At 48.0% G+C, this 24,876-nt stretch carries 18 protein-coding genes; 10 read left to right on the forward strand and 8 right to left on the reverse strand.

The window, feature by feature from the left end; genetic code table 11:
- Positions 1 to 7: 7 nt before the first annotated feature.
- A complete protein-coding gene (locus NDI44_RS24090; protein ID WP_190414780.1) occupies positions 8 to 247 on the reverse strand; it encodes a hypothetical protein in 240 nt (79 codons plus the stop codon).
- 132 nt (positions 248 to 379) lie between these two features.
- On the opposite strand from NDI44_RS24090, the gene NDI44_RS24095 reads away from it, so the two are divergent.
- Positions 380 to 2,683 (forward strand): caspase family protein, encoded by a 2,304-nt coding sequence (locus NDI44_RS24095; protein ID WP_242037151.1) that lies wholly within the window; start codon positions 380 to 382, stop codon positions 2,681 to 2,683.
- Positions 2,684 to 2,842: 159 nt separating this feature from the next.
- On the opposite strand, the gene NDI44_RS24100 is transcribed toward NDI44_RS24095, so the two are convergent.
- From NDI44_RS24100 to NDI44_RS24110, 3 genes are all read right to left on the reverse strand, one after another.
- Entirely contained in the window at positions 2,843 to 4,495 is a 1,653-nt protein-coding gene (locus NDI44_RS24100) for a DICT sensory domain-containing protein (protein ID WP_190414781.1), read from the reverse strand.
- 328 nt (positions 4,496 to 4,823) lie between these two features.
- Positions 4,824 to 6,323, reverse strand: coding sequence for a UDP-N-acetylmuramoyl-L-alanyl-D-glutamate--2,6-diaminopimelate ligase (locus NDI44_RS24105; RefSeq protein ID WP_190414782.1), 1,500 nt, complete (start codon positions 6,321 to 6,323; stop codon positions 4,824 to 4,826).
- 97 nt (positions 6,324 to 6,420) lie between these two features.
- Positions 6,421 to 6,705, reverse strand: coding sequence for a glutaredoxin family protein (locus NDI44_RS24110; protein ID WP_190414783.1), 285 nt, complete (start codon positions 6,703 to 6,705; stop codon positions 6,421 to 6,423).
- Positions 6,706 to 7,078: 373 nt separating this feature from the next.
- Here NDI44_RS24110 and cysH point away from each other — a divergent pair, with 373 nt between their 5' ends.
- From cysH to recJ, 4 genes are all read left to right on the forward strand, one after another.
- Positions 7,079 to 7,810, forward strand: coding sequence for a phosphoadenosine phosphosulfate reductase (gene cysH, locus NDI44_RS24115; protein WP_190414784.1), 732 nt, complete (start codon positions 7,079 to 7,081; stop codon positions 7,808 to 7,810).
- Between the two features lie 90 nt (positions 7,811 to 7,900).
- The gene (sbcD, locus tag NDI44_RS24120) at positions 7,901 to 9,253 is read left to right on the forward strand and encodes an exonuclease subunit SbcD (protein WP_190414817.1); all 1,353 of its coding nucleotides are present in this window, start codon (positions 7,901 to 7,903) and stop codon (positions 9,251 to 9,253) included.
- A gap of 193 nt (positions 9,254 to 9,446) precedes the next feature.
- Positions 9,447 to 9,920, forward strand: a complete 474-nt coding sequence (locus NDI44_RS24125; protein WP_242037152.1) for a hypothetical protein — start codon at positions 9,447 to 9,449, stop codon at positions 9,918 to 9,920.
- 89 nt (positions 9,921 to 10,009) lie between these two features.
- A complete protein-coding gene (gene recJ, locus NDI44_RS24130; protein ID WP_190414785.1) occupies positions 10,010 to 12,163 on the forward strand; it encodes a single-stranded-DNA-specific exonuclease RecJ in 2,154 nt (717 codons plus the stop codon).
- A 158-nt stretch (positions 12,164 to 12,321) separates the two neighbouring features.
- Here recJ and NDI44_RS24135 read toward each other — a convergent pair whose 3' ends face one another.
- Complete coding sequence (locus tag NDI44_RS24135; RefSeq protein WP_190414819.1) at positions 12,322 to 12,444, reverse strand: photosystem II reaction center protein Ycf12; 123 nt, start codon at positions 12,442 to 12,444, stop codon at positions 12,322 to 12,324.
- Positions 12,445 to 12,707: 263 nt separating this feature from the next.
- Between NDI44_RS24135 and NDI44_RS24140 the strand changes: the two genes are divergently transcribed.
- The 4 genes from NDI44_RS24140 to NDI44_RS24155 all read left to right on the forward strand — a co-directional run bounded on the left by NDI44_RS24140 (position 12,708) and on the right by NDI44_RS24155 (position 15,420).
- Positions 12,708 to 13,058 (forward strand): YkgJ family cysteine cluster protein, encoded by a 351-nt coding sequence (locus tag NDI44_RS24140; RefSeq protein ID WP_190414786.1) that lies wholly within the window; start codon positions 12,708 to 12,710, stop codon positions 13,056 to 13,058.
- Between the two features lie 208 nt (positions 13,059 to 13,266).
- Positions 13,267 to 13,593: a TMEM165/GDT1 family protein gene (locus NDI44_RS24145; RefSeq protein WP_347275957.1), complete on the forward strand. Its 327-nt coding sequence runs from the start codon at positions 13,267 to 13,269 to the stop codon at positions 13,591 to 13,593.
- Positions 13,594 to 13,688: 95 nt separating this feature from the next.
- Entirely contained in the window at positions 13,689 to 13,991 is a 303-nt protein-coding gene (locus NDI44_RS24150; protein WP_190414788.1) for a TMEM165/GDT1 family protein, read from the forward strand.
- A gap of 145 nt (positions 13,992 to 14,136) precedes the next feature.
- Positions 14,137 to 15,420 (forward strand): serine/threonine-protein kinase, encoded by a 1,284-nt coding sequence (locus tag NDI44_RS24155; protein ID WP_190414789.1) that lies wholly within the window; start codon positions 14,137 to 14,139, stop codon positions 15,418 to 15,420.
- 48 nt (positions 15,421 to 15,468) lie between these two features.
- Here NDI44_RS24155 and NDI44_RS24160 read toward each other — a convergent pair whose 3' ends face one another.
- Both NDI44_RS24160 and gatA read right to left on the reverse strand, forming a co-directional pair.
- Positions 15,469 to 19,014 (reverse strand): DNA polymerase III subunit alpha, encoded by a 3,546-nt coding sequence (locus NDI44_RS24160; protein WP_190414790.1) that lies wholly within the window; start codon positions 19,012 to 19,014, stop codon positions 15,469 to 15,471.
- Between the two features lie 65 nt (positions 19,015 to 19,079).
- Positions 19,080 to 20,537, reverse strand: a complete 1,458-nt coding sequence (gene gatA, locus NDI44_RS24165; protein WP_190414791.1) for an Asp-tRNA(Asn)/Glu-tRNA(Gln) amidotransferase subunit GatA — start codon at positions 20,535 to 20,537, stop codon at positions 19,080 to 19,082.
- A 247-nt stretch (positions 20,538 to 20,784) separates the two neighbouring features.
- Here gatA and NDI44_RS24170 point away from each other — a divergent pair, with 247 nt between their 5' ends.
- Entirely contained in the window at positions 20,785 to 21,573 is a 789-nt protein-coding gene (locus tag NDI44_RS24170) for a thioredoxin domain-containing protein (protein ID WP_190414792.1), read from the forward strand.
- A gap of 112 nt (positions 21,574 to 21,685) precedes the next feature.
- Here the strand turns inward: NDI44_RS24170 and NDI44_RS24175 are convergent, their stop codons facing one another.
- Positions 21,686 to 24,829, reverse strand: a complete 3,144-nt coding sequence (locus tag NDI44_RS24175; protein WP_190414793.1) for a PAS domain S-box protein — start codon at positions 24,827 to 24,829, stop codon at positions 21,686 to 21,688.
- Between the last annotated feature and the right edge of the window lie 47 nt (positions 24,830 to 24,876).

Here is a 24,876-nt window from a genome sequence, read left to right on the forward strand (position 1 = left end):
GTTGACGCTAGAACTTAGGCATAGCGGTCAGTGCGATCTCGCTGACTCCCCAAGCTTCAAAGAACTGGCGATAGAGAACTTTACTAGCTGAGGTCAAGTCACCATCTGGATCGATGATTCCTCCTTGGAGGATTTTGCCCCCATCTGTGCGGAAATCCAACCTCAGATCGCCATTTTCATCTTGTTGAATGATAAAATTTCCGTTTGCCAAAACTTGACCAGCACGACTTAAAATAGCGCAGCGCATCGTTAACGACTTCCGATATAAATAGAACACAGTTAACCATGTCACTAATCTGTGCCGTCGTCAACATAGCTCGTTGAACACAGGATTTCAGTAATCTCAGCCTTTCATCCTGCACCACTTGAGGAAACATTGATGATGTCTCACATCAAGCGCCGTCAGTTTTTGCAATTTGCCGGATCGACGCTGGCAACTTTGGGTTTAAGCCATCTGGATGTGATGCGAAAGGGCGATCGCTATGGCAAAGTCCTCGCGCAAAGCACACCCCGCAAACTGGCGCTGCTGGTGGGAATTAACGCTTATCAAAATAGTAGCGATCGCTTAGCGGGTTGCATCACCGATGTGGAAATGCAGCAACATCTACTCATTCACCGCTTTGGCTTCAACAAGAAGGATGTCCATATCCTGACAGATGCTCAAGCCACTCGTGAAGGTATCTTGGGTGCATTTGACGAATATCTGATTGGGCAAGCGAAGCCGGGAGATGTTGTGGTGTTTCACTTCTCCGGGCACGGTTCGCGAGTAGATGACAGCCCAGAATGCGATGAAGTGGTCTTAAAACTGAGCGAAAGTTGTTTAAACAGTACCATTGTCCCTGCCGATAACTCTCTACCTTTGGTTGCCCGTCGCCGTGGGGGTATTGCATCCGATATCACAGGACACACGCTGTTTTTGCTGGCGTCAGCGGTAAAAACAGAAAACCTGACAATGGTTCTAGATAGTTGTCATGCTGGGGGCGGGAAACGGGGGAATTTGAACGTCAGGGCGCTGGATGGTGGCGTGCAAGTTAAAGTCAGCCCAGTGGAGAAAGAATATCAGCGTCAATTGCTATCGCGGGTAAATTTATCCCCGGATGAGTATATTCAGGCACGCAGAGCCGGAGTTGCAAAAGGGGTCGTTATTGCCGCTGCCGATCGCAAGCAACTGGCGGCGGATCAGCGCTTCAACGGCTTTGCGGCGGGGGCATTTACTTATGTGATGACCCAGTATCTTTGGCAGCAAACCGGGGATGAACCCGTGGCGAGTGCGATCGCAAATATTGCCCGTACCACTAACCAGATTTCTTCTACGGGTCAAATTCCAGAATATGAAGCTAAGCAAAAAAGCAATGAAGAGGAACCCGCTTACTTCCTAAACCAACAGACTCTCCCGGCGGAAGCGGTAATCACCAAAGTTGAGGGAGATGGGGTGCAGTTGTGGTTGGGAGGTGTCAATTCCCAAAGCATCCCTGCCTTCGATCGAGGTGCGATTTTGACAGTGATAGACGCTCAAGGCAAGGACCAGGGATTGGTACAGTTGGAAGCGAACTCGCGCAAAGGATTAACGGCGCGGGGCAAACTCCTAAATGCAGGAAGGGGTGGGGTTTCCTCGCCTCCGCAACTGGGAACATTGCTGCAAGAGCGAATGCGCGGGATTCCCAGCGATATGACTTTACCGATTGGTCTAGATCCATCGCTGGGTAACGACACAGCTAAGGCAGAACAAGCCCTCAAAGCTATCCAGCGCCTCAAAATCTTGCCTTTACAACAGGAAGAATATGTCGCCTACCTCTTAGGACGAATTACCCAGGAGAATCGTCAATTTCAGAAAAATGGAGAGACTCCTAATTTAACCTCTGTGCCCGATATTGGCAGTGTCGGCTTATTCACTCCAGCACTAGAACAAATTCCTGGCTCTTTTGGTGTATCTGGTGAATCGATAGAGGCGGCTATCACCCGTCTCACCCCGAAATTTAAGTCACTGCTAGCAGCTCACATTGCCAAGATGATACTCAATCCCGGTTCCTCTCGGCTGAATGTAGTGGCTTCCATGAAAAGAGCGGAGGGGGAGACATTTGCAACTACTTTCCCGGTTCGCGGTCCACAAAACAGCAGCAATTCTTCAACTCAAAACTCAAACCGCAGCCGCGATGGCTCGCGTCCCGACAACTTAAAACTCCCCTTGGGAACGCCGCTTCAGTTTGTGGTGACGAACCAAGAAAATCGGGATCTTCACGTATCTGTTTTAGTAATCGATCCTGAAGGAGAAATGACGATCGTTTTTCCGAATACCTGGACGGTAGAAGAGAGTGCGACTCTGGTAAAAGCCGGAGAAACGCGACAAATCCCGCAACCGGGAAAAGATAAGTTCAGATTTAAAGTCGCAAAACCCGTCGGCATGGTAGAGGTTCTGATAATCGCCAGTGCCACTCCTCTTAAGCAAGCGCTCAAGGCATTGCAGGAAGTGGCGAGGGTACGAGGGCAAGCATCAGGGTTGCCAATGACGCTGGGTGAGGAACCAACCAAGTTAATCGACGGTTTGCTAGAAGACTTTAACCGAGGCGCAGGAAATAGTCGTGGTGGTGAGAAGGCAGAGGTTCGGGGGCTGGGGCTAATTAATCGTGTCGATACTCAAGAGTTGGCGGCGATGTCAATTACCTTTGAGTCGGCGGAAACATAAGCAATTATCGCCATTCCAGGATGGGGTGCGATACATCTGTAGGGGCATGGCAATCAAAAAGCCCCTACCGTTAGAAGCGCAATCTATTCCAGCCAACTGGGAAATGGGATAGATGAATCTATGCCAGATATCCCGTGCAATGGTATTCAGATACCCAACTTACGGCTGAACAGATGTCGAATGGTGAACGGGTAACAACACTTTGAAAGTAGAACCCTGACCAAGTTTACTGGTGACAGAAATAGAGCCAGCGCAACGTAGGAGAAGTTGCTGCACAATGGTTAAACCTAATCCAGCACCGAAAACTTCTTCGCCCGGTGCTAGGCGTCCGCGATAAAAGCGGTCAAAAATCTTGGGCAATTCGTTCGGGGCAATGCCGATGCCGGTATCGCGAAATTCCAACTGTACGTATTCGCCTTGTTGCTTGGTGCGTACCACCACCTGACCGCCAGTGGGAGTGAATTTAATGCTGTTGTGTAGCAGATTGATAATAATTTGTCGCAGCCATGCCTCTAAGCAGGAGACAGCCGGAAGGTTAGGACTGACCGTGTAGCCTAACTGGATACCTTTTTCTTGCGCGATCGCTTGATAGGTGCTGACAACTCCAGGCACGATATCTGCCAACTGCACTGGAAGCAAAGTTGTTGGGGTAGTTGCCCGATCTAGCTGTACTAGCTCCATTAAACCGCTAATCAAGGAAACTTGGCGATCGCACTGTGTATGCAGCAAATGCAGGTAGCGCTGACGCTGCGAGGGTTTGAGTTGTGGGGACTCTAGCAGCGTCAGCGCGGTTTTCATGTTGGTTAGCGGCGTCCGCAGTTCCAACAGCGCATTGCTTAGTAGTTCATCTTTAAAGCGCACTTCATCCAGCAAAGCTTGATTTTGCCGCTGGAGTTCGGCGATTTCCGTTGTTGATGCATGATTGGCGGCAGCACCCCGCCCGATTTCCTCTTGCTGCTGGACTTGTTTTACCAGTAACTGAGTCAGGATGGATGCGATCGCTCGATTTTGTACTAAATCGGGTGATTGCGGTAAGGTAAATAGCTTGTCCCAGTTGCTGAGGAGAGTCTCTTCAGTGGGCGCGATCGCGGGTCGGATTCCCTGCAAAACCTCCTGAATCACTGGCTTGTCAAAAGCGCAAATTGTCAGCAGCGGTCGTCCTCGCTTGTCCTCCGTGCCTGCTGTAGCCATTTGCTTTTGCAAAGCCAAAACGCTTTCGCTAACGCCTGACTGTGCCCCGTAAGGATTGCCTAGGGCGCTCTTATTCCGGTACTGAGAAGCGAGAAACTCTTTTGAGTCTATATTTTTGATTTGATCCAAATCCTTTGAAGTTGTCTGGGCAGATGGCTTAGCGCTGCGGGGTCGATGAGCCAAAATTAAGCCGCAAAAGCGTTCGGATAGCACTAACAAAAAATATTCTCTGGAAATTGCGTTTTCCGACTTCAGTTGAACTGGAATAATCTGCGAGGCGGTGGGGGAAATTTTTGGGGAGCCGGTGAGTGCATAAGGGGAATTTTCAAATTCTTCCTGGCTTTGGCTCTCTCCTGCTTCTACTCTCTCCTGCTCTCGTCCCTCTTTGCCGTTACAGACATAAATGGTATGCCCAACCTGCCCCCGCTCCTGATATTGTTCTATCTGCGCCTGCCAGCCTTCTCCAGGCGGTAGCTTTACCCAGAGTTTGGCTGGCAGTTGTTGGTCAATCAGTACGTCCATCAGCGCCCACAGCAAGGACTTGAGCGTAGTTGCACTCACGGCAAGCGGCTGAGGCGCTGACTCTACACGCAGAGCCAATTGGTAAAGGGATGCATCCATAAGATTTTAAGATTTTAGAGGTTGCTTTTGGATGAAAAGGTGACTTGTTAAATGCACTGATGTCTCAACAAATGGGTGAAAATCAACTTGGATGGTTTTGAAGACTTTTGACTGGAAACTCCTTTATAGCTACTTTTAGCGCAGCGGTGCGGAGCGCAGATTGAGAGAAACCAGAGATAGTTTCATCTTGATTTCTACCCATCTAGCGAGTGTCTCTTTAATCCTTTCCTAGCCATCAATCTCCATTTCAAGAGACAACAAGTTAGATTGAATTGCGCCTAGTTACAAGTTAACCGCTCCACTCTAAAATCTAAAATCCACAATTGCTTTAACCAGGCATCCGCTTTAATAGGGCATCGCGTGCTTGTTCTCGATCGTCAAAGTGGATTTTTTCCGTTCCTAAGATTTGGTAGTCTTCATGACCTTTACCAGCAATCAGGACGCCATCACCCGGTTGGGCTTCTAAAATGGCGGTATGAATGGCAGTCGCGCGATCGCTAATCACCACCACTGGTTGAGCCGAGGTTGGTATCCCGGCGACAATATCTTGCAAAATCCGTTCTGGATCTTCCGTCCGCGGATTGTCGGAGGTAACAACGGCTTTGTCTGCTAACTGCGCGGCAATTTGACCCATTTTCGGGCGTTTAGTGCGATCGCGATCGCCTCCACAACCGAAGACGCAGATCATCTTACCGGGAATAAACGGACGCGCCGCTTTTAGCAAATTCTCCAAACTGTCCGGCGTGTGAGCATAATCGACAATAACGCTAATCTCTTGCTGGGAACCGATTTGCACTCGTTCCATCCGTCCCGGCACTCCCGAAAATGGGGGTAGCGCCGCCGCAATTAACTCCAAATCTACTCCCAGATGCAACACTGCTCCCACAGCGGCAAGTAAATTTTCCAGATTGTACTGCCCTACCAGGGGAGAACGGAAAGCCACATCACCTTTGGGGGTATGCATCACCCCGCTGACTCCCGTTGGCTCATAACTCAGATCGCTCATCCATAAATCGGCGGTCGAATCGTTGACGCTGTAGCGCCATACTTGGTCTGGATTTAACCGTTCGATCAATCGCTGTCCATAAGAATCATCTGAATTAATTACCGCCCGCCCTTTGAGATATTCAGGGCTAAACAGCAACGCTTTTGCATTGAAGTAATCTTCCATGTCGTGGTGGAAGTCTAGATGATCCTGGGTGAGATTGGTAAACACCGCAACCGAAAACGGACAACCTAAAATCCGACCTTGCGCCAAAGCATGGGAACTTACTTCCATCACACCCATCTGAGATCCGGCTGCGATCGCGTCTGCCAGTTGTTTTTGCAGTTCGACAGCAAAAGGCGTCGTGTGGGCAGCGGTTTGTTGAAAGCCAGCCCAACGGGCATACAGCGTCCCAAATAAAGCCGTTGGTAACTGGCTCCGAGTCAGGAAAAATTCGATTAAATGAGTCGTTGTCGTTTTGCCATTCGTGCCAGTGACGCCAATCAGTTTTAGCTGTTGCGCTGGGTAGCCATAAAAGGCAGCAGCAACTTGGGCGCAAGCTTGAGTCATGTCTGCAACTGGAATCACGCAGGCATCTTCCCCTTTGGGAGGATGTTTTTGGGCAGCTTGAGAAGAAACCAGGGCGGCGACTGCACCGGATGCGATCGCGCCTTCCCAAAACTCCCCTCCATCCACTCGCGTTCCGGGCATCCCGATAAACAAATCTCCCGGTTGACAAGCATGGGAATTTGTCGTTAAGCCCTTAACTTCCAATTCCAGAGCAGTCTGACTAGAGGGTTGCTCAATCTGGGGAATGGTTGCTAATAACTCTCGCAATTTCATCTTTAGTAACTCCTCACAATCGTCACGAGTCATTAATCGTTAGTCATGAGTCATCGGATCGTTAGCAGGCGGACGCTCGACTCAAGACTATTCGCGCTTATTCTTTATCTTTTACAAGCAAATATTTCTGTAACATTTGCGCCAACTGTTGCACCGTAGCGCGGGGAGAAGGACGGGGCAACGGTTCTTCTACTCGATCTGTACGCTGAGATCGAACCCTAAACAGGACAGGAATTTCATATTGATAGGCTTGAAACCAATCTTCGCGGGTAGTGATATCCCGGATTTCCAGTTCAATGGGGGGGTTTGAAACTTGTTCGAGTTTTTCTTGTAACCCCTCGCACAAGTGGCAACCCGGCTTGCTGTACAGAATTAACCGCACTCAATCTCTCCAAAAAACTTTTATAGGGCGATGATAGCTCCTAGTGCAGTTTGGCAGAAATCAATTGCCGGTTCAACAATTAGAAGTTATCTCATCTTTTCTTCAAAGCGGACACCCATCCCAAAAAAAAGCAGCAGAATCATTCTGTGACTGGCTACGCTTTGCCTCTACAATCCTTCCTCTCGATAGCAGGATGTTGGCGAGGGAATGTAGGCGGGGTGATTCTTGTCCGCGCCCATGTCTGCGCCAGTAGAATGCCATGCAATTCTTTACACGATGTTCATTTATAGCCCTGTTCTCCGATCGGGTTAGGTGCTTATAAGAGGTAAAATAATTTGTAATAAAGAATTCAGAAATTCACTAGAAACGTACCATGAGCGATAGCACCACAGCTCCCGTTAGCATCTCCTCGTTTAATCTGGATGAGCTTAACCAAAAATTTGACAAAGCTCATCCCAGAGAGATCCTGGCTTGGTGTGTTACAAATATCCCCACGGGACTGGTGCAAACCAGCGCCTTTAATGTGGATGATTTGGTAATTACGGATCTTTTATACCGCGATCTCAAACCAGCAACGCCAGTGCCAGTCCTGTTTCTGGACACGCTGTATCACTTTCCTCAAACCCTGGAGTTAGTTGCTAAAGCGCAGGCACTTTACAATTTAAACCTCCAAACTTACAAAATTCCCGATCTAGACTCCCGCGAAGCCTTTGCGGCTAAATACGGCGAAGCGCTGTGGGATAAGGACATCACTCAATTTCACCACCTGACCAAAATTGAACCATTGCAACGGGGTCTAGCAGAACTCAGCACCGTTGCCTGGATTACCGGACGCCGCCGCGACCAAGCCGTGACTCGTGCTGATATGCCAGTCTTGGAACTAGATTCACAGCAACGGCTGAAAGTGAATCCTCTGGCCAACTGGACACGCAAGGACAGCTGGGCTTATGTGGCTGAGCATGGCATGATTTACAATCCTCTGCACGATCAGGGATATGCCAGCATCGGCGACGAACCCATTACTACACCCGTTGCTGAGGGTGAAGACGAACGCGCAGGTCGCTGGCGCGGCATGGGTAAAACTGAATGTGGAATTCACATTTAGAATGTCTAATGGGTAATAGGTAATGGGTAATGGGTAATGCAAGAAGATTACCAATTACCCATGACCAATCACCAATTACCAATTAGCAAAATGATTAAAATCCTCCACCTATCCGATATTCACATGGGGAGTGGCTTCTCCCACGGACGGGTCAATCCGGAAACCGGAGTAAACACACGCCTTGAGGATTTTGTCAATACTTTATCGAAGTGTATTGACCGAGCGATTGGGCAAAGCTCAGATGGAGAGAATGCCGAACCCGTCGATTTAGTCTTGTTCGGTGGAGATGCTTTTCCCGATGCAACGCCGCCGCCATATGTACAGGAAGCGTTTGCCAGTCAGTTTCGCCGCTTAGTCGATGCTCAGATCCCAACGGTGTTGCTCGTGGGGAATCACGACCAGCATTCTCAGGGGCAGGGAGGCGCAAGTTTATGTATTTATCGGACATTAGGAGTGCCGGGGTTTATTGTAGGCGATCGCATCGTCACCCACCGCATCGAAACCCGCAGCGGTCCCGTCCAAATCATTACCCTCCCTTGGCTCACCCGTTCCGCCCTGCTGACGCGCCCAGAAACCGAAGATTTGTCTCTAGCCGAAGTCAACGAGTTATTAATTAAGCGTCTTGAGCCTTGCCTAGAAGGAGAAATCCGGCGTCTAGATCCAGAAGTGCCAACCGTTCTTTTAGCTCACCTGATGGCAGACCGAGCTAACTTAGGTGCAGAGCGCTTCCTAGCAGTCGGCAAAGGGTTTACCATCCCCATCTCGATGCTGACGCGACCTTGCTTTGACTACGTCGCGTTGGGGCACGTCCACCGACATCAGAATCTCAACAAGTCGAACCAGCCTCCAGTTATCTACCCAGGCAGTATTGAGCGAGTCGATTTCAGCGAAGAAAAAGAAGACAAAGGCTATGTGATGATTCAGCTGGAACGAGGCAACGCCCAGTGGGAATTTTGTCCTCTTCCGGTGCGCCCCTTCCGGACTATCGAAGTGGATGTCTCTGATGCATCTGAGCCGCAAGCCGCTTTAATCAAAGCGATAGGCAAAAAAGATATCAAAGATGCTGTCGTGCGGCTAATCTACAAACTGCGTTCCGAGCAGATAGATTTGATTGATAATAATGCCCTGCACGCTAGCTTAAGTGACGCCCACACCTACACAATTCAGGCGGAATTAGTCAGTCAGCTAGCGCGTCCTCGCTTGCCCGAACTCGGTTCTAGTGCCAGCACCGATCCTGTGGAAGCGCTGAAAACTTACTTAGCCAATCGGGAAGACCTTAAGGATATTGCCGCCTTGATGCTGGAAGAAGCCCAGAAGTTACTGGCACATGAGGAAGAGGCGTGGTTCAACGCTTCTGACATTGAGGCAGCATCAGCGATAGGAACGAATCAACCGAGTCAGCAATCTGTGGCAACGACAGATTCCCAGCTGCGTTTACTGTAAAAGTCTTGCTTGAATTTGTGCTAAATCTGCAAGGATTCAGTATTACTTAGTATGTGCGTATTTTTCATACTAAGTATTGTTTAGTATACGTATAATTACATAAACTAAAAAGCAGGTTTGAGCGTATCAGCAAAAAGCAAAAGACTCTGAAAAAGTTTAAAATTTAGATAAATAGATTACAGAATTTGAGTAAATGAGCTTTCGGGAACAGACTTCTCAGCAAGTCACAACGCAGCCTTTAATGTCTAAATTTTTACCAGCAGTTTTAGTCGTAGCTGCTTTTAGCGTTGGTGCAGCGGCACACATCCAACCAGCTTTGGCGGGAACTTGTGCGGCAAAGTGCCCCCCAGCCCCGATTCAGTTCGTACCGGGACAACGCATCACCTATGAGGTGGTAAACCTGACATCGAGTTTGGTTCAGATGCAAAAGGTGGTGGGTACCGATCCGATTCTCCTCAATCCCGGACAAGTAGTGTCTTTCACGAGGGGAGGGGGTACAGACCCGAATCTATCACTTTTGCTGTGGGATGCGACGGGTTTGCCCCTGGGAGTGAGACTCGCTAAACCGAATGCCAGAACTTTACGAATCGAAGTCCGTCCTGGTGGGCGTCCTCCAGGCGATCGCACAATTTATTTAAGAGATGACGGTCGGGTTGCTGTTTATTAAAAGCGATCGCATATCCCTATAGACCCAATCATTTAACGAATTAAAACTGATAGGATGGGCTGAGCCAGACTGCTGGAAATACGACGCCTGTGCAAGATCGCCCTCATTCAGAATCATCCCCTCGTCCTGCCCGATTGCCCAATCATCGATGGCAAATATTTCCAGTACGAGACGAACTAGCCCAACAGTTAGCTAAAACGACGGGTCTTTCACCACTGTTGAGTCAGGTACTGATTAACCGAGGCATTGAGACACCTGAAGAGGCGCAAGCATTCCTAGATCCAGAATCTCAGGTTTTGCCCTCACCTTTGGAAGAATTCCCCGACTTGGCAATCAGTGTGGAGTTGTTGAAAGAAGTGATCGCATCCCAGCACAAAATTGCGATCTGCGGAGACTATGATGCGGATGGGATGACTAGCACTGCGCTTTTACTCCGGGCACTGCGGTGGTTAGGGGCACAGGTGGATTATGCGATTCCCAGCCGCATGAGTGAAGGCTACGGGATTAATCGCCGCATTGTCGAAGAATTTCACCGGGAAGGCGTTTGGCTGATTTTAACGGTAGATAACGGCATTTCTGCGTTTGAGCCAATCGATCGGGCACGGCAGCTGGGTGTCAAAGTTATTGTCACCGATCATCACGATATTCCCGAAAAACTGCCTCCAGCCGATGCCATTCTCAATCCCAAGCTGATTCGAGAATCTTCTCCTTATCGCGGGGTGGCGGGCGTTGGCGTCGCTTATATCTTGGCTGTCACCCTCGCCCAACAGCTGGGGCAAACGAAGGGATTGGTGAAGCCACTATTAGAACTTTTTACCCTCGGAACAATTGCCGATTTAGCACCGTTAACAGGGGTAAACCGCCGCTGGGTGAAGCGGGGTTTGCAACAATTACCGAATTCTCAACTAGCGGGAGTTCAGGCGCTGATTCAGATAGCGGGAGTACCACAAGGCACAGAGAACAGCGAAGCGGAAACTCCAAAATCTAAAATCCCAAATTCACAATCCTTAAAGCCAGAGGATATTGGGTTTCGCCTGGGGCCAAGAATTAACGCCGTGGGACGGATTGCCGACCCGCAGACGGTGATTGAATTGCTGATAACTGATGATATGGGAATCGCACTGGAACGGGCGATGCAGTGCGAACAAATTAACAAACACCGACAGCAACTCTGTGAAGAGATTGAACGGGATGCTGTTACTTGGTGTGAAGAAACCCAGATTATTGGAACCCCGAATAAAAAGTTAGATTCTGCCAGTGAGGTTTTACCTCAAATTCCAGATAAGTCGATTGACTTCCAGCAAGAACGGGTGTTAGTGCTGGTTCAACCGGGATGGCATCATGGGGTGATTGGAATTGTTGCCTCGCGCTTGGTGGAACGCTACGGCGTGCCGGTGTTTATCGGAACTTATGAAGATGAGCATCACGTCCGGGGTTCGGCGCGGGGGATTCCTGAATTTCACGTATTTGAAGCTTTGCAGTTTTGTCAGGATTTGCTGGGGAAATTTGGCGGACACAAGGCGGCGGGGGGCTTTTCGATGCCAGCCGAAAATCTCCCTGCATTGCGATCGCGTCTTAGCCTTTTTGCTCATCAGTGTCTGGAACCCCAGCACCTAAAGCCGCTGCTCAAGATTGACGTTCAGGCTAACCTCGACGATATTAATCTCGATCTGTACCAACAGATTGATGCCCTTCACCCGTGCGGGATTGAAAACGCCGATCCCGTATTCTGGACGCCGAATGTCCGCGTAGTTGAGCAAAAAATTGTCGGGAAGGGTCACGTCAAATTAAAATTCCAAGACTCTGGCAATAACGGGAGTCAGGTTCGGAAAATCGAAGCGATCGCTTGGCGATGGGGCAATTATTACCCTTTACCGTCGCGAGTCGATATCGCCTACAAACTGCGACAAAATACCTGGAATGGCAACACCACGGTACAACTGGAGTTAGTAGGTCTGCGACGTTCCACGGGTGAACCCCATCAATTGCCCTTCTCCCCAAGTCTGAAAGCTGAGTTTCACTACAACCAGCGTCGCTATACCTGTAGCCTTTCTGAGTCTTTAAAAGAGTTAAAAATTAGAAATCCCGAAGGCAAGGTTCTGGCGATTCAGCAAGGACACAGAATGGGTTTACTCGGAATCACGCGGGACAACGCCAAAGAGGTTGATGTGACGAAACCTCCGTTTTATCCATTGATTAAAGCGGCAATGCAAGCGCTGGATCTACCGGGAAAAAATACCTAAGTTTTCTGAGAAAGCGAGATAAGATTTTTTAAGGCAAAGTAACGCAAAGGGATTTGCCAAGTTACGCAAAGCTATCTGCTCATCCTTTGCGTAACTCTGCGCTATCCTTTGCGGTACTGTGCGTTGAAAATACGATTTTGTGTCAAAATGCCAGTCTTTTAGAGGTCGCCGCCTCGAAATGCCAGCACGAAGATAACTGCTGGGCCAGCAAGCATAATTACCGCCACAAAGCCTAGCTGAGCAATGACTTCCCAGTTGATGCTGCTCAAACCGCTGAACAAGTCGCTGAAAATCTCCATTTGTCCTGCCTTTCTACGGGTATTTACAATGTGTTGATTTGAATAGCTAATTGGCAAATTTTGCCATCTAATCTTACCCAGCGATTGCGTCTTTTATTTAAAGAACTTTACAAAAGTATAAACAATGACAAAAAACCCTCAGAAAGTCGTTTCTTGCCGCTGGCAAGGAAAAACCTCTCTTCAAGGCGCGATTTATCGCGTCTAAACTGAAGAGACGAGAACTTTTTGAAAGATGGTTTGGAACAATGCCGACTTGGCAATGTGTTAAGCAATGTGGAGCCTGCTGTCATCTCGATCCAGCAGATCGCCCTGACTTAGATCAATATCTCATGCCAGAGGAGTTACAGCTATATCTGAGCATGGTCGGCGAAGGGGGATGGTGTGTGAATTTCGATCGGGAGACGCGAGAATGTCAGATTTATCTAGATCGTCCTCGCTTTTGTCGGGTGCAGGCAGATGTTTTTGAGGAATTGTACGGCATTGAGCCAGAGGAACTCAATGACTTTGCGGTTGAGTGTTGCCGCGAACAGATTGAAGGCGTTTATGGCGATCGCTCTTTAGAAATGATCCGATTTAACAAGGAAGTTGGCTTTTGAAACCGATTAGGAACTTAAATCTTCTGCAAGCAACCAAAGGTTGATATTTGTACCATATTCTGAGAAAATGAAAAGAATATGAAAATTAGCTAGCGTTGAGCCTAACTCAATAGTGAAACTTTCTGCACTGCCTCCTAGCCTGCCTGCCTTAGAGCGTCCTAGCGCCCAGGTACCTGCCGTTGAACCAGCGCCTTCACCCTCTTCAAAGATTAGCCATTCTAAATCTCAAAAGCCAAAAGTGAAGCTTTTCCAGCGGGTGCCTTGGACTGTCTTTAGCTCCACGTTCTTGACGATCTTTTTGGCAGAAATGGGAGATAAAACTCAGGTGGCAACGCTGCTGATGAGTGCAGAATCTCAGTCGCCGTGGTTGGTGTTTGCGGGGGCGGCAGTGGCACTGATTGCTACAAGCTTGGTGGGTGTATTGTTGGGGCGCTGGCTGGCAACTAGGCTGTCTCCTAAAACCTTGGACATGGCAGCGGGAGCGTGTTTGCTCTTTGTTTCTGTGATGCTGCTGTGGGATGTCGTACATTTTTAAGTTGCAAGATTTTTACGTTGCAAGGTTGGCACGTTGAAAGTTCAACCTGTCAGCGATTCAAAACTTTCAACCTTTAACCCTTCCAACCTTCAACTATGGATTGGCATCTTCTCGGAATTAGTTTCATCACGGTATTCTTGGCGGAGATTGGAGATAAGAGCCAATTGGCAGCGATCGCGCTCAGTGGCAGTTCTAAATCTCCCCGCGCCGTGTTTCTAGGAACGATCGCCGCACTGCTGTTGGCTAGCTTCCTGGGAGTCATTGCTGGGGAAGGCGTGGCGGTGCTGTTGCCTGCGCGGTTACTCAAAGCGATCGCAGCCATTGGGTTTGCCTTAATTGCCGTCCGCTTGTTGTGGCCCGATACCGATGTGCCAGAAGATTTAGAAGAGACACCGTAAAGATCGGGTTTGGGCTTTGAGTTCTTACATTGGGAAGAAAAATTCCAGCCAGAAAAACATTAATTCTGGAAAAAGCCCGTAAAAAAACAAGGCTTTAGCGCTAGGAGTGTCAACATAGATTTAGTCAGTTGCAGCGCTTCCCACTATGAGCTATTGCCTCAATCCAGCTTGCCCAAACTCTCAAAATCCCTCTGATACAAAGTTTTGCCTGACTTGCGGCACTAAGTTGCTGCTCAAAGACCGCTACCGTGCCATCAAACCGATTGGGCAAGGCGGTTTTGGTAGAACTTTTTTGGCAGTGGATGAAGACAAACCTTCTAAACCGCGTTGTGTAATCAAGCAGTTTTACCCGCAAGCCCAAGGCACCAGCACGGTTAAAAAGGCAATTGAGTTATTTAATCAAGAAGCGATGCGGCTGGATGAACTGGGTAAACATTCCCAGATTCCTGAATTACTGGCATATTTTACTCAAGACGATCGCCAGTATTTGGTGCAAGAGTTTATCGATGGGCAAAACTTAGCCCAAGAATTGGCACAGGTGGGTGCTTTTAGCGAATCTCAGATTCGTCAGTTGCTGAATGATTTATTGTCAGTGCTGCAATTTGTCCACAGCCAACAAGTGATTCACCGAGATATTAAGCCAGAAAATATTATTCGCAGAAGTCGCGATCGCAAGCTCGTTCTGGTTGATTTCGGCGCGTCTAAAGTTGCCACCACTAACGCCCTCAACCAAACGGGAACCAGCATTGGCAGCCCTGAATATGTGGCACCAGAGCAAGCCAGAGGCAAAGCTTCTTTCGCTAGCGATATTTATAGTTTAGGCGTCACCTGCATTCATCTATTAACTCAGCGCTCTCCGTTTGACTTGTACGATATTAACGAAGATGCTTGGATTTGGCGGCAATATTTAATCTCTAAAGTTAGCGATTCGCTGGGCAAAATTCTGGACAAAATGCTGCAAACTGCTCCCAGTCGGCGCTATCAATCAGTAGAAGAAGTCTTGAAAGACCTGAATCCTTCGCCAGCCCAAGTCACGGTAATTTCTCATACACCGGCGACACCTGCCAAGCCTCTGAAATCATCGCCGGTGACACCACCCGTTGCCAACAAGCCCCCTAATACATCCAAAAGCCAAATTGATATTGAATTAGAGGCTTTAAAAGCTAACCCATCCAAAAGCCAAGCTGATATTGAATTAGAGGCTTTAAAAGCTAACCCATCCAAAAGCCAAATTGATATTGAATTAGAGGCTTTAAAAGCCGAAATAATGGGTGGTAGCACCGCCAAAAACGAAAATCAAAAATCGGCGTCCCCACAACCTCCATCTTCAAATCCTGCTAAAGCTAACAGCCAGGTCGATCTGGAATTGGAGGAGCTAAAAAGTCAGTTTCTGGGATCTCCAACGCCCAAAAAGCCCCCTCAGAGCTAGCGCCTTGGGGATGGCTGTTTGGAAGGCACCGCCATCAATTAAACAATCTCAAACAGCGATCAGAGGCTGAACGCGAGCCGGAAAACCCGCCGAATTGAGCGCCTCAACCGCTGTGTTGTGGTCTTGCACCCAGAATTGACGACCAAGGCGAACGGTTAAGTGCCGCTGTCCTCCTTTCACCGTCGCAATCACCGGGACATTTGCTTTGTCTTTATCGCCTGAGTGTTCTTGGAGATTGGTCATCAAGCGATGCTGTTCCGCAATGTCACCCGCTTGATGAGGTGTCAGTTCCACCATCACCATCCGCACTTGTTCAATGGGTTCTGTATCCTCAACGATTAGCTGAGTTTTATCGTCTCGCCTGTCTACTTTTCCCCAAATAATCAGGCGATTATCCACGACTAGATGTAAGTGAATGCGTTCGTAAGTTTTCGGGAAGACGACGGCTTCAGATTGACCTGTTAAGTCTTCGATTTGCAAGATTGCCATGCGATCGCCCTTTTTGGTGACTACGGGTTTGATCCCGCTGACTATCACAATGGCGCTAAGAGTCGTATCCTCCCGCTGGTCGCCGAGTTCGCTAAGATTAATCGGAGCGAGAATTTGAGCGGATTTCCGCACAGATTTAAGGGGATGGTCAGAGACGTAAAAGCCTAGCAGTTCTTTCTCAAAATGTAACTTTTCGTGTTGAGAAAAATCAGGGATGGCTGGAGCCTTAGGAGCAGATTCAAAGCTACTTTCTGTTGTCGTATTTCCAAAGTCAAAGAGATTTCCCTGTCCGCTGGCTCGGTCTTTGGCGCGGTTTTGCCCCCAAGGGAGAACTAGCTCAAGGTCTTTGCTTAATTGCTGTCGGTTGGGTTCGAGGGTATCAAACGCACCGCATTTGATCAAAGCTTCTAAGGCGCGGCTGTTAACCGTGCGAAGATCCACGCGATCGCACAAATCAGCCAAAGACTTAAAATTGCCCCCGGTTTCCCGTGCTGCCAAAAGACACCGAATTGCCCCCTCTCCTACATTTCGGACTGCCGACAATCCAAATAAAATACTATTTTGCAGCGGTGTAAAATCAACTCCCGATCGATTAATATCTGGCGGCTCCACTTGAATATTCATACTCAAACAAGTGGTGATATATTTTTGCACCTTATCCTGGTCGCCACTGTTAGATGTCAGCAGCGCCGCCATGTATTCAACCGGATAATTTGCCTTTAAATATGCCGTTTGATAAGTTACATACGCATAAGCCGTTGAATGGGATTTATTGAAGCAATATTCGGCAAATTTAACCATCTGCTCGAATAAATCTTCAGCAATCTTTTCCTTTACCCCATTTTTAGCAGCTCCATCAATAAAGGCTTCTCGATGCTTTTGCATTTCCGAAACCTTTTTTTTGCCCATCGATCTCCTCAATAAGTCTGCTTGACCTAGAGAATATCCAGCTAAATCCTGAGCCATTTTCATAATTTGTTCTTGATAAACAAGAACCGCATAGGTTTCTTGCAGAATTGGCTCTAGTAAGGGATCGACATACTTAATTTCTTCTCTACCATGCTTGCGGTTAATAAACAGAGGAATCAGACCCGCATCTAATGGCCCCGGTCGATAGAGAGCAAGAATTGAGGAAATATCTTCGATGCTGGAAGGCTTTAGGTCGCGCACAATCTGACGCATTCCAGAAGATTCTAATTGAAAGATGCCTTCTAATTCACCTTTTTCTAATACTTCGTAGGTCTTTTGAATATCCGGGGGTATTTTTTTAACTTCACTTTTGGCTAAGATTTTCTGAGCTTTTCTTTCGTCAAGTGGGAGTTGATCGGGATCGAGGGTAATATTTTTATTTTGCTTAATTAGATCGATGCTTTTCTGGATCATGGTTAAGTTTCTTAAACCCAGAAAGTCCATTTTCAATAACCCCAGCGATTCCAAGTCTTCCATGAAATACTGGGTAATAACTGAGCCGTCATTATTTCGTTGTAGCGGCACAATTTGATCTAAAGGTTCTGCTGAAATCACGACACCGGCGGCGTGTACCCCAAAAGTTTTGTTCGTTCCTTCAATTCGCATTGCCATATCAATCCAATGGCGAACGATGGGGTCATTATTGTATTTTTCTTTAAACTCTGGTGCGGGGGTATCATCCGAAATCATCACCTTGAGTTTTGTGGGCTTACCACGCACCACTGGGATCAGTTTCGCCATTTTGTCTGCATCCCCATAGGGAATATTCAACACTCTGGCGACATCTTTCAACACAGCTTTAGACGTGAGGCGGTTAAAGGTAATAATCTGCGCCACCCTATCCGTGCCATACTTTTGGGTAACATATTCAATCACTTTGTCCCGTTGTTCAATGCAGAAATCCGTATCAATATCTGGCATAGATTTCCGTTCTGGGTTCAAAAATCGCTCGAATAGTAACCCATGATGGACGGGATCGATGTTAGTAATTTTTAAGGCATAAGCAACCAGAGAACCCGCCGCAGAACCGCGACCAGGCCCTACTGGAATATTATTATCTCTGGCATATTTGATATAGTCCCAAACGACTAGAAAGTAAGTTGAAAATCCCATCTGTTGCATCATTTTCAACTCATATTCCAGGCGTTCTTTATAGATGGGATCGACTTCAGCACGAGAACGATAACCAAAGCGTTCTAAGAGACCTTTCCAAGTAACATCTTCGAGATAGGTATCGGCGGTGTAGTCGGCTGGTATAGGATAGTCGGGAAGGCGAGGTTCGCCGAGGATGTTGTAAGGTTGAACTTTATCTGCGACTTCTAGGGTATTTGCGATCGCTTCCTCAATTATGTCGTCCGGCAGATGATCTCGAAACAGATATTTCATCTCATCAGCGGATTTGAGATATTCAGTGCCGCTGTAGCGCATCCGATTATCTTCAGAAATCAGTTTTCCGGTCTGAATACATAACAATGCGTCGTGAGCTTCGACATCATTGCAGGAAATAAAATGGGAATCATTAGTCGCAACAATTTTAATGTCTAGTTCCCGCGCAATTTTTACAATCTCAACGTTAACTGTTCGGTCTTCTTGAGAACCGTGATCTTGAATTTCTAAATAAAAATCTTCACCGAAAACATCTTTATACCACTGAGCAGTTCGACGAGCAACATCTGGTCGCCGCTGAAGAATTGCTTGAGGAATTTCACCTCCCAAACAAGCACTGGTAACAATTAAACCTTCATGGTATTCAGCTAATAATTCTTTATTGATACAAGGGCGGGCAAAAATTCCTTTTCCCTGATACCCTTTGAGATGAGAAATTGTTGTTAGTTTAACTAGGTTTTTATAGCCTTTTGTATTTTTCGCTAAAACAACTTGGTGATATTTTTTTCGACCACGCTTTTGTTCTTCAATATCACCATTCACGACATACATTTCATTGCCAATAATTGGCTTAATTGTTTTGCCGCGACAAACTTTAATTAGTTCAATCGCGCCATACATAACACCGTGATCTGTAAGCGCGATCGCAGGCATCCCCAATTTCAATGCTTGATCCACCAGTTCCGGTAACTGACTGGCACCATCCAGCAAACTATAATCACTGTGAACGTGCAAACCAACAAAAGACATATTCGGTAATCGGTAATTGGTAATCGGTAATCGGTAATCGGTGATGCCAATTACCGATTACTAATCTAGAGTTTTGGAGCGCGTAGATGCCAATCAGTTGCTTGCTCATATGCATAAGCGACTTGCAGTAGCAAATCTTCTCGCAACACGTTACTCATCATCTGTATCCCAATCGGTAATCCCTGGTCATCGAATCCACAAGGTAAACTCAATCCAGGTAAACCTGCAAGATTTAAAGGAATCGTCATCAGGTCATTTAAATACATACTCAAGGGATCTTCGCTATTTTCCCCTGCTTTAAATGCGGTGGTGGGAGCAGTGGGAGACACTAAGATATCCACTCTTTCAAAAGCCCGTTGGAAGTCTTGTTTAATCAAGGTGCGGACTTTTTGTGCTTTCAGATAATAGGCGTCGTAATATCCCGCCGAGAGCGCATAAGTACCTAACATGATCCGCCGCTTGACTTCGGTGCCAAAACCAGCGGAGCGGGTCTGAGTATACATTGACAACAGATTATCCGCGTCAGGCGTCCGGAAGCCATACTTCACGCCGTCGTAACGGGCGAGATTGGCGGATGCCTCAGAAGGAGCAATGATGTAATAGGTGGGCAAACCGTAGCGGAAGCGGGGACAAGAAATTTCTTGAATTTCGGCTCCCAGGTTTTGCAGCTGCTCAATCGCTTTTGTGACCGCTTGCCACACACAGGAGTCTACACCTTCGCCAAAAGTTTCTTTAATAAAACCGACTCTCAACTGACCTCTAGGTCTCAGGTCAGGTCTCAAGGATTTGGCATAGTTTGGGATTTTTACGTCGAGACTGGTGGAGTCCTTGGGATCGTAACCCGCGATCGCTCCCAGTAAAATTGCTGCATCTTCGACTGTCCGCGCAAATGGCCCAATTTGATCCAAAGAAGACCCATAAGCAACCAGACCAAAACGGGAAACCAGCCCATAAGTCGGTTTTAACCCGACAACGCCGCAGAAAGATGCTGGCTGACGGATAGACCCCCCTGTATCGGAACCGAGAGACACCACACACTCTCTTGCCGCCACCGCCGCCGCCGAACCGCCAGACGATCCTCCCGGCACCCGCTGTAAATCCCAAGGGTTGGCGGTGACTTGATAGGCAGAGCTTTCCGTAGAACTGCCCATCGCAAACTCATCCATATTCGTTTTGCCCACCATCACCGCACCAGCATCTGCCAGTTTTTGGGTCACGGTTGACTCGTAGGAGGGGACAAAATTTTCCAAAATCTTGGAACCGCAAGTGGTGCGAATTCCCTGGGTACAGAGATTGTCCTTGATGCCAATGGGAATGCCAGCCATCAGCCCAATTTCTTCACCAGCAGCGATTTTGGCATCCACAGCTTGAGCCTGTTCTAATGCTCTCTCTGCCGTCACGCTCAAAAAACTATTCAATTTCGGCTCTAGTGCCTGAATGCGGTCTAAAGCTTCTTGAGTGAGTTCTACAGCGGAGCGTTCTTTACTAATGAGTTGTTTGTGCAACTCGCGGATGGATGGCATGCTTTGCTTCTACCTTTAGTGACTCAAAGTCCAGATATTTAGTATAGGTCGTGGTTTAGACGCGATGGTTAATTCAGCAATCCTTTGGGATTGTGAAATTTTAGCGGGAAGTTTGGCAAACCCGGAAATGCCGAACCGAAGGTTGTTCTACAGAAGACATTACTTTAGACATCACTTTCCCGATGCGTCCAGTTACCCTCCAAGTCGAGCATACTGGATCGTGTCCATAACACGCGCCAGGTCAATTATGCGTCGATTTCAGTTTTGCGCGATCGCTCCCATGCGCTTTCTCGCTCAGAAAGTATTGAGACTCGCAACCCTATTGCTATTGTCTCTAACATTTTTCGGTTGGACACTTCCAGTGCAAGCAGCGACCCAAATCAGCCCGCGATTGGAAGAGCAAATTTTACAGGTGATTCGTCAGCACCCAGAAGTAATTTTGGAATCTGTTCAGGCATATCAGCAGCAACAACAACAGCGGCTAAGCCAAGCCCAGCAGTCATTCTTGCAGGAGTTCAAGGCTAACCCCAAGGCAGTAATTGGTGAATCTCCAACGACGGGAACCGAGCCGTCAAAGGTTGTCCTAATCGAATTTTCAGACTTCCAATGTCCTTATTGTGCCCAAGCACATGACACGCTAAAGGAGCTGATCGCAAAGCATCCGGATGAAGTGACCTTAGCTTACAAGCATTTTCCCCTCGCTCCGATCCATGCGGAAGCTATGCCTGCGGCTAAAGCAGCATGGGCAGCAGATCGGCAAGGCAAATTCTGGGAATATCATGATGCTTTATTTGCCAAGCAAGACAAATTGGGCGAGGAGTTGTATGTGGAGATTGCTCAAACACTCAATTTGGATTTAGAGCAATTTAACCGCGATCGCGCCAGCGATGCTGCTAGTGCTGCGATTGGACAGGATGTCCAGCTAGCTGAGAGTTTAGGGCTTGCAGGCACTCCCTTTTTCTTGATCGATACTGAGACTTTCTCCGGCCCTATCCAACTTTCAGATATGGAAAATCTACTCACTGCTGCCAAGTAATTCCGGCGTCATCAAGATTGAATCTGGATGGAGCGTTTTAAGCGTTCATTGCCTTTGAGCGCTTCTGACAGCCTCAGTCATTTAGCTGTACCTGAGTTGACAGAATGCCAGATTACACAGAGGCTGTCACTTTGGTAACTAAAGGCAGTGTAATCAGAAACTCAGCTCCCTTACCGGGAGAAGAAATGCACTCCAATTGACCACCATGTTTTTCGACGACCACTTGGTAGCTGATAGACAAGCCCAATCCGGTGCCTTTACCAATCGACTTGGTGGTAAAGAAAGGTTCAAACAGGCGTTGTCTAACCGTTTCAGTCATCCCCCGTCCATTGTCAGCGATGCGGATTTGCACCTGCTGGGAGTTGAGTAACTGGGTACAAATGGTGATGCGGCTGGGATTTTCTTTGATCTCCTGAGGCGATCGCTGAGCGTCCCGTTCGTCTAGGGCATCCATCGCGTTGGAAAGCACATTCATAAACACTTGATTCAACTGACCGGCGTAGCATTCCACCAAGGGCAAATTTCCGTATTCCTTGATGATTTCAATGCCGCGACGGTCAGATTTGTCTTTCAGGCGGTTGTGCAGGATGGTCAGCGTGCTGTCAATTCCTTCATGAAGGTTAACCGCTTTCACTTCTGCCTCATCCATGCGCGAGAAGTTGCGGAGTGCCAGGACGATCTTTTGAATTCGGTCGGCTCCGACTTTCATCGACGATAGCAGCTTGGGTAGGTCTTGCATCAGGAATTCTAGGTCAATCGCTTCAGCTTCCTCCTGAATTTCTGAATGCGGCTGGGGATAGTGGGTTTGATACAGTTCCACCAACCCCAGCAAGTCTTGCATATAGTCGTTGGCATGGGAGAGGTTGCCGTAGATGAAGTTGACGGGGTTGTTAATTTCATGGGCAACCCCGGCAACTAACTGTCCCAGACTGGACATTTTTTCGGTTTGTACCAATTGCGCCTGAGTCTGCTGGAGTTCCCTGAGCGTTTGTTCTAACTCCTGCGCTTTAGTACGGGTTTGATTGTACAGGTCTGCCTGGTTGAGCGCGATCGCAAACTGCTCGATCACGCCCTGTAGCAACTCGACCTCGCTATCGTTCCAGAAACGCGGTTCGGTGCTGTGGCTACAGCAAATTGCGACAACCATGCCCCCAGGCAACTGAACGGGGATAATCAGTACTGTTCGCATTCCTAGCGTGCGTACAAAGTCTCGCCAAGTGGGATCTTCTACCGTCTCGATATCTTCTATTCGTAAAGTTTCCAGCTTTAGAAGTTTGGTCGCTAACACACCGAATGCCGATGCAGGATAGCGTCCGGTCAAATCGGGTAGGTGAGAAAGGCGAACTTCCGGAGAAATTTCCCAGTATGGCTCCTCTACATTGCCGTGATACCAGCCAAGATGACATCGATCGGTCTGAAGGACTTTCTGGATTTCGTGCAATGTTGTCTCTAAGATGGCATCAAAGTCAAGAGAATTGCGAATCTGGTTTGTGAGCCGATTAATTAACTGTTCGCGCTGTGCTTGCTCTTTTAGCTGCTGAACGGACAATCGCAAGGCATCTTCTACCCGTTTGCGTAAGCGAAGCTCGTCGTAGACATCGCTAATATCCCTCGTGATGACAACGATACCCAGAATGTTACCGTGAGCATCCCGCCAAGGAGCTTTTGTGGTTAAAAAGGTGGTGTTGATGTCACCATTAGAAACCACTTCCTCATAAGCTTCAGTAACGCCTGCTTCCATAATCTGACGGTCTCTCGCCATGATTTGGTGGGCAATGTCAGGAGGTAGCAGTTCAGAATCGTCTTTGCCAAGAATCTCCTCAATTGGCTTTCCAAAGAAGTTTGCCAAATTAGAGTTGAGCGCGATATGACGCCCCTGCCGATCTTTGACAAGGATGAAGTCTGGTGTACTTTCCAAAATAGAGCCTAAGATGGCATTGCGTTCGCGCAGGACTGCTTCCGCTTGTTTGCGTTCGTCTTCGACGCGCTTGCGATCGCTGATATCCGTCGAAATTCCACCCAGCGCGTAAGGCACACCAGCTTCATCCAGAATTGGGAAATGCACCGAAACGTAGGTATGCAAACCATCTTCATGGAGGATAACTTCTTCTGAGACGATGGCTTTTCCCCCTGCCAGAATCCGTCGATCGTTCTGTGTAAACTGCTGAGCCATTTCTTGGGGAAACAAGTCGTAATTCGTCTTTCCTTTAATCTCCTCTCTGGTAATGCCAAATAACCGTTCAAATTCCCGATTAACCCGAATGTGTCGTCCTTGAATATCCTTTAAATAAATCACTGCCGGACAGTTATCGATAATCGCTTGTAGTTCTGCCTCGCTCTCTTTCAAAGCGGCTTCTGCCTGCTCTCGCTCTCGAATTTCGTCTTGCAGGTGTGCCACCACCGCTCGGAGTTCCTGAGTGCGTTCCTCGACTCGTTGTTCTAGCTCTAGCTTCCCTTGGTTCAGTGCTGCTTCCGCTTCCTTTCGCTCCGTGATATCTAGCAGCACCCCACAGAAGATAATTTCACCCTGATTGTTTTTCGTAGGGATAGAACTACCCTGCCACCAGCGTATCTCTCCATTTGGCTTGATTAATCGCCCTTCATAGTGCCAAGGGATGGATTGCTCAATCACTTCAGTGACCGATGCATAATAGCTTTCTAAGTCGTCAGGATGCACCTGACGAATGAACGCGCCGAAATCTGCCATCACCACCTCAGCCGTCACGCCTAGAAGATTCCAGATTCCTTCGCTCATACAATCTACTCTCCAGACATCCTTCCGGTTGGTAAACTGGAAAATCACCCCAGGTAGATTCGCGGTGGTATCTTTAAAGCGTGCCTCCTTAACGGCTAAAGCTGCCTCAGCTTGTTTGCGCTCCGTAATATCTTCAGTTGCCAGGATGATGCCGCCCATCACTCCGGTTTCATCTTGCCAAGGACGAATCTCCCATTTGCGCCAGCCAGTTGAGCCATCCGTTCGCTGAAACGGTTCTTCAACCAACATCTCGACTGCTTCGGTCAAACAGCGTTGGTATGCTGCCTGTAAGGGTTCCCAGTCCGAACGGAAAGCCTCAGGATGCGATCGCCCAATAATTTCCGGTTGCTTCAGTCCCAAATCGCTCAACCACCGCTGGCTGAAGAGCAGATAATTGAGGTTGCTATCGAGAATGGCAGCCGCTAAGGGTAGGTTTTCGATGAATTGGAAACAAAGGCAATCGTGCTTCATCTGGCTCTGAGCCGGGAAGTGCTGTTTCATGAATTAGGGATTGGTTCCTACACTGGACAGTATCCAATACTGGGGTT

This window comes from Trichocoleus sp. DQ-A3 (genome assembly GCF_039961975.1).
Classification (GTDB): Bacteria; Cyanobacteriota; Cyanobacteriia; order Cyanobacteriales; family FACHB-T130; genus FACHB-T130.

Coding starts and splice junctions, on each gene's coding strand:
- NDI44_RS24105 (WP_190414782.1), bottom strand. CDS start 6,323: ATGAAATTGCGAGAGTTATTAGCAACCATTCCCCAGATTGAGCAACCC.
- NDI44_RS24155 (WP_190414789.1), top strand. CDS start 14,137: ATGAGCTATTGCCTCAATCCAGCTTGCCCAAACTCTCAAAATCCCTCT.
- NDI44_RS24175 (WP_190414793.1), bottom strand. CDS start 24,829: ATGAAACAGCACTTCCCGGCTCAGAGCCAGATGAAGCACGATTGCCTT.
- sbcD (WP_190414817.1), top strand. CDS start 7,901: ATGATTAAAATCCTCCACCTATCCGATATTCACATGGGGAGTGGCTTC.
- NDI44_RS24160 (WP_190414790.1), bottom strand. CDS start 19,014: ATGTCTTTTGTTGGTTTGCACGTTCACAGTGATTATAGTTTGCTGGAT.
- NDI44_RS24140 (WP_190414786.1), top strand. CDS start 12,708: ATGCCGACTTGGCAATGTGTTAAGCAATGTGGAGCCTGCTGTCATCTC.
- cysH (WP_190414784.1), top strand. CDS start 7,079: ATGAGCGATAGCACCACAGCTCCCGTTAGCATCTCCTCGTTTAATCTG.
- NDI44_RS24090 (WP_190414780.1), bottom strand. CDS start 247: ATGCGCTGCGCTATTTTAAGTCGTGCTGGTCAAGTTTTGGCAAACGGA.
- NDI44_RS24170 (WP_190414792.1), top strand. CDS start 20,785: ATGCGTCGATTTCAGTTTTGCGCGATCGCTCCCATGCGCTTTCTCGCT.
- NDI44_RS24100 (WP_190414781.1), bottom strand. CDS start 4,495: ATGGATGCATCCCTTTACCAATTGGCTCTGCGTGTAGAGTCAGCGCCT.
- NDI44_RS24095 (WP_242037151.1), top strand. CDS start 380: ATGATGTCTCACATCAAGCGCCGTCAGTTTTTGCAATTTGCCGGATCG.
- gatA (WP_190414791.1), bottom strand. CDS start 20,537: ATGCCATCCATCCGCGAGTTGCACAAACAACTCATTAGTAAAGAACGC.
- NDI44_RS24150 (WP_190414788.1), top strand. CDS start 13,689: ATGGATTGGCATCTTCTCGGAATTAGTTTCATCACGGTATTCTTGGCG.
- NDI44_RS24125 (WP_242037152.1), top strand. CDS start 9,447: ATGAGCTTTCGGGAACAGACTTCTCAGCAAGTCACAACGCAGCCTTTA.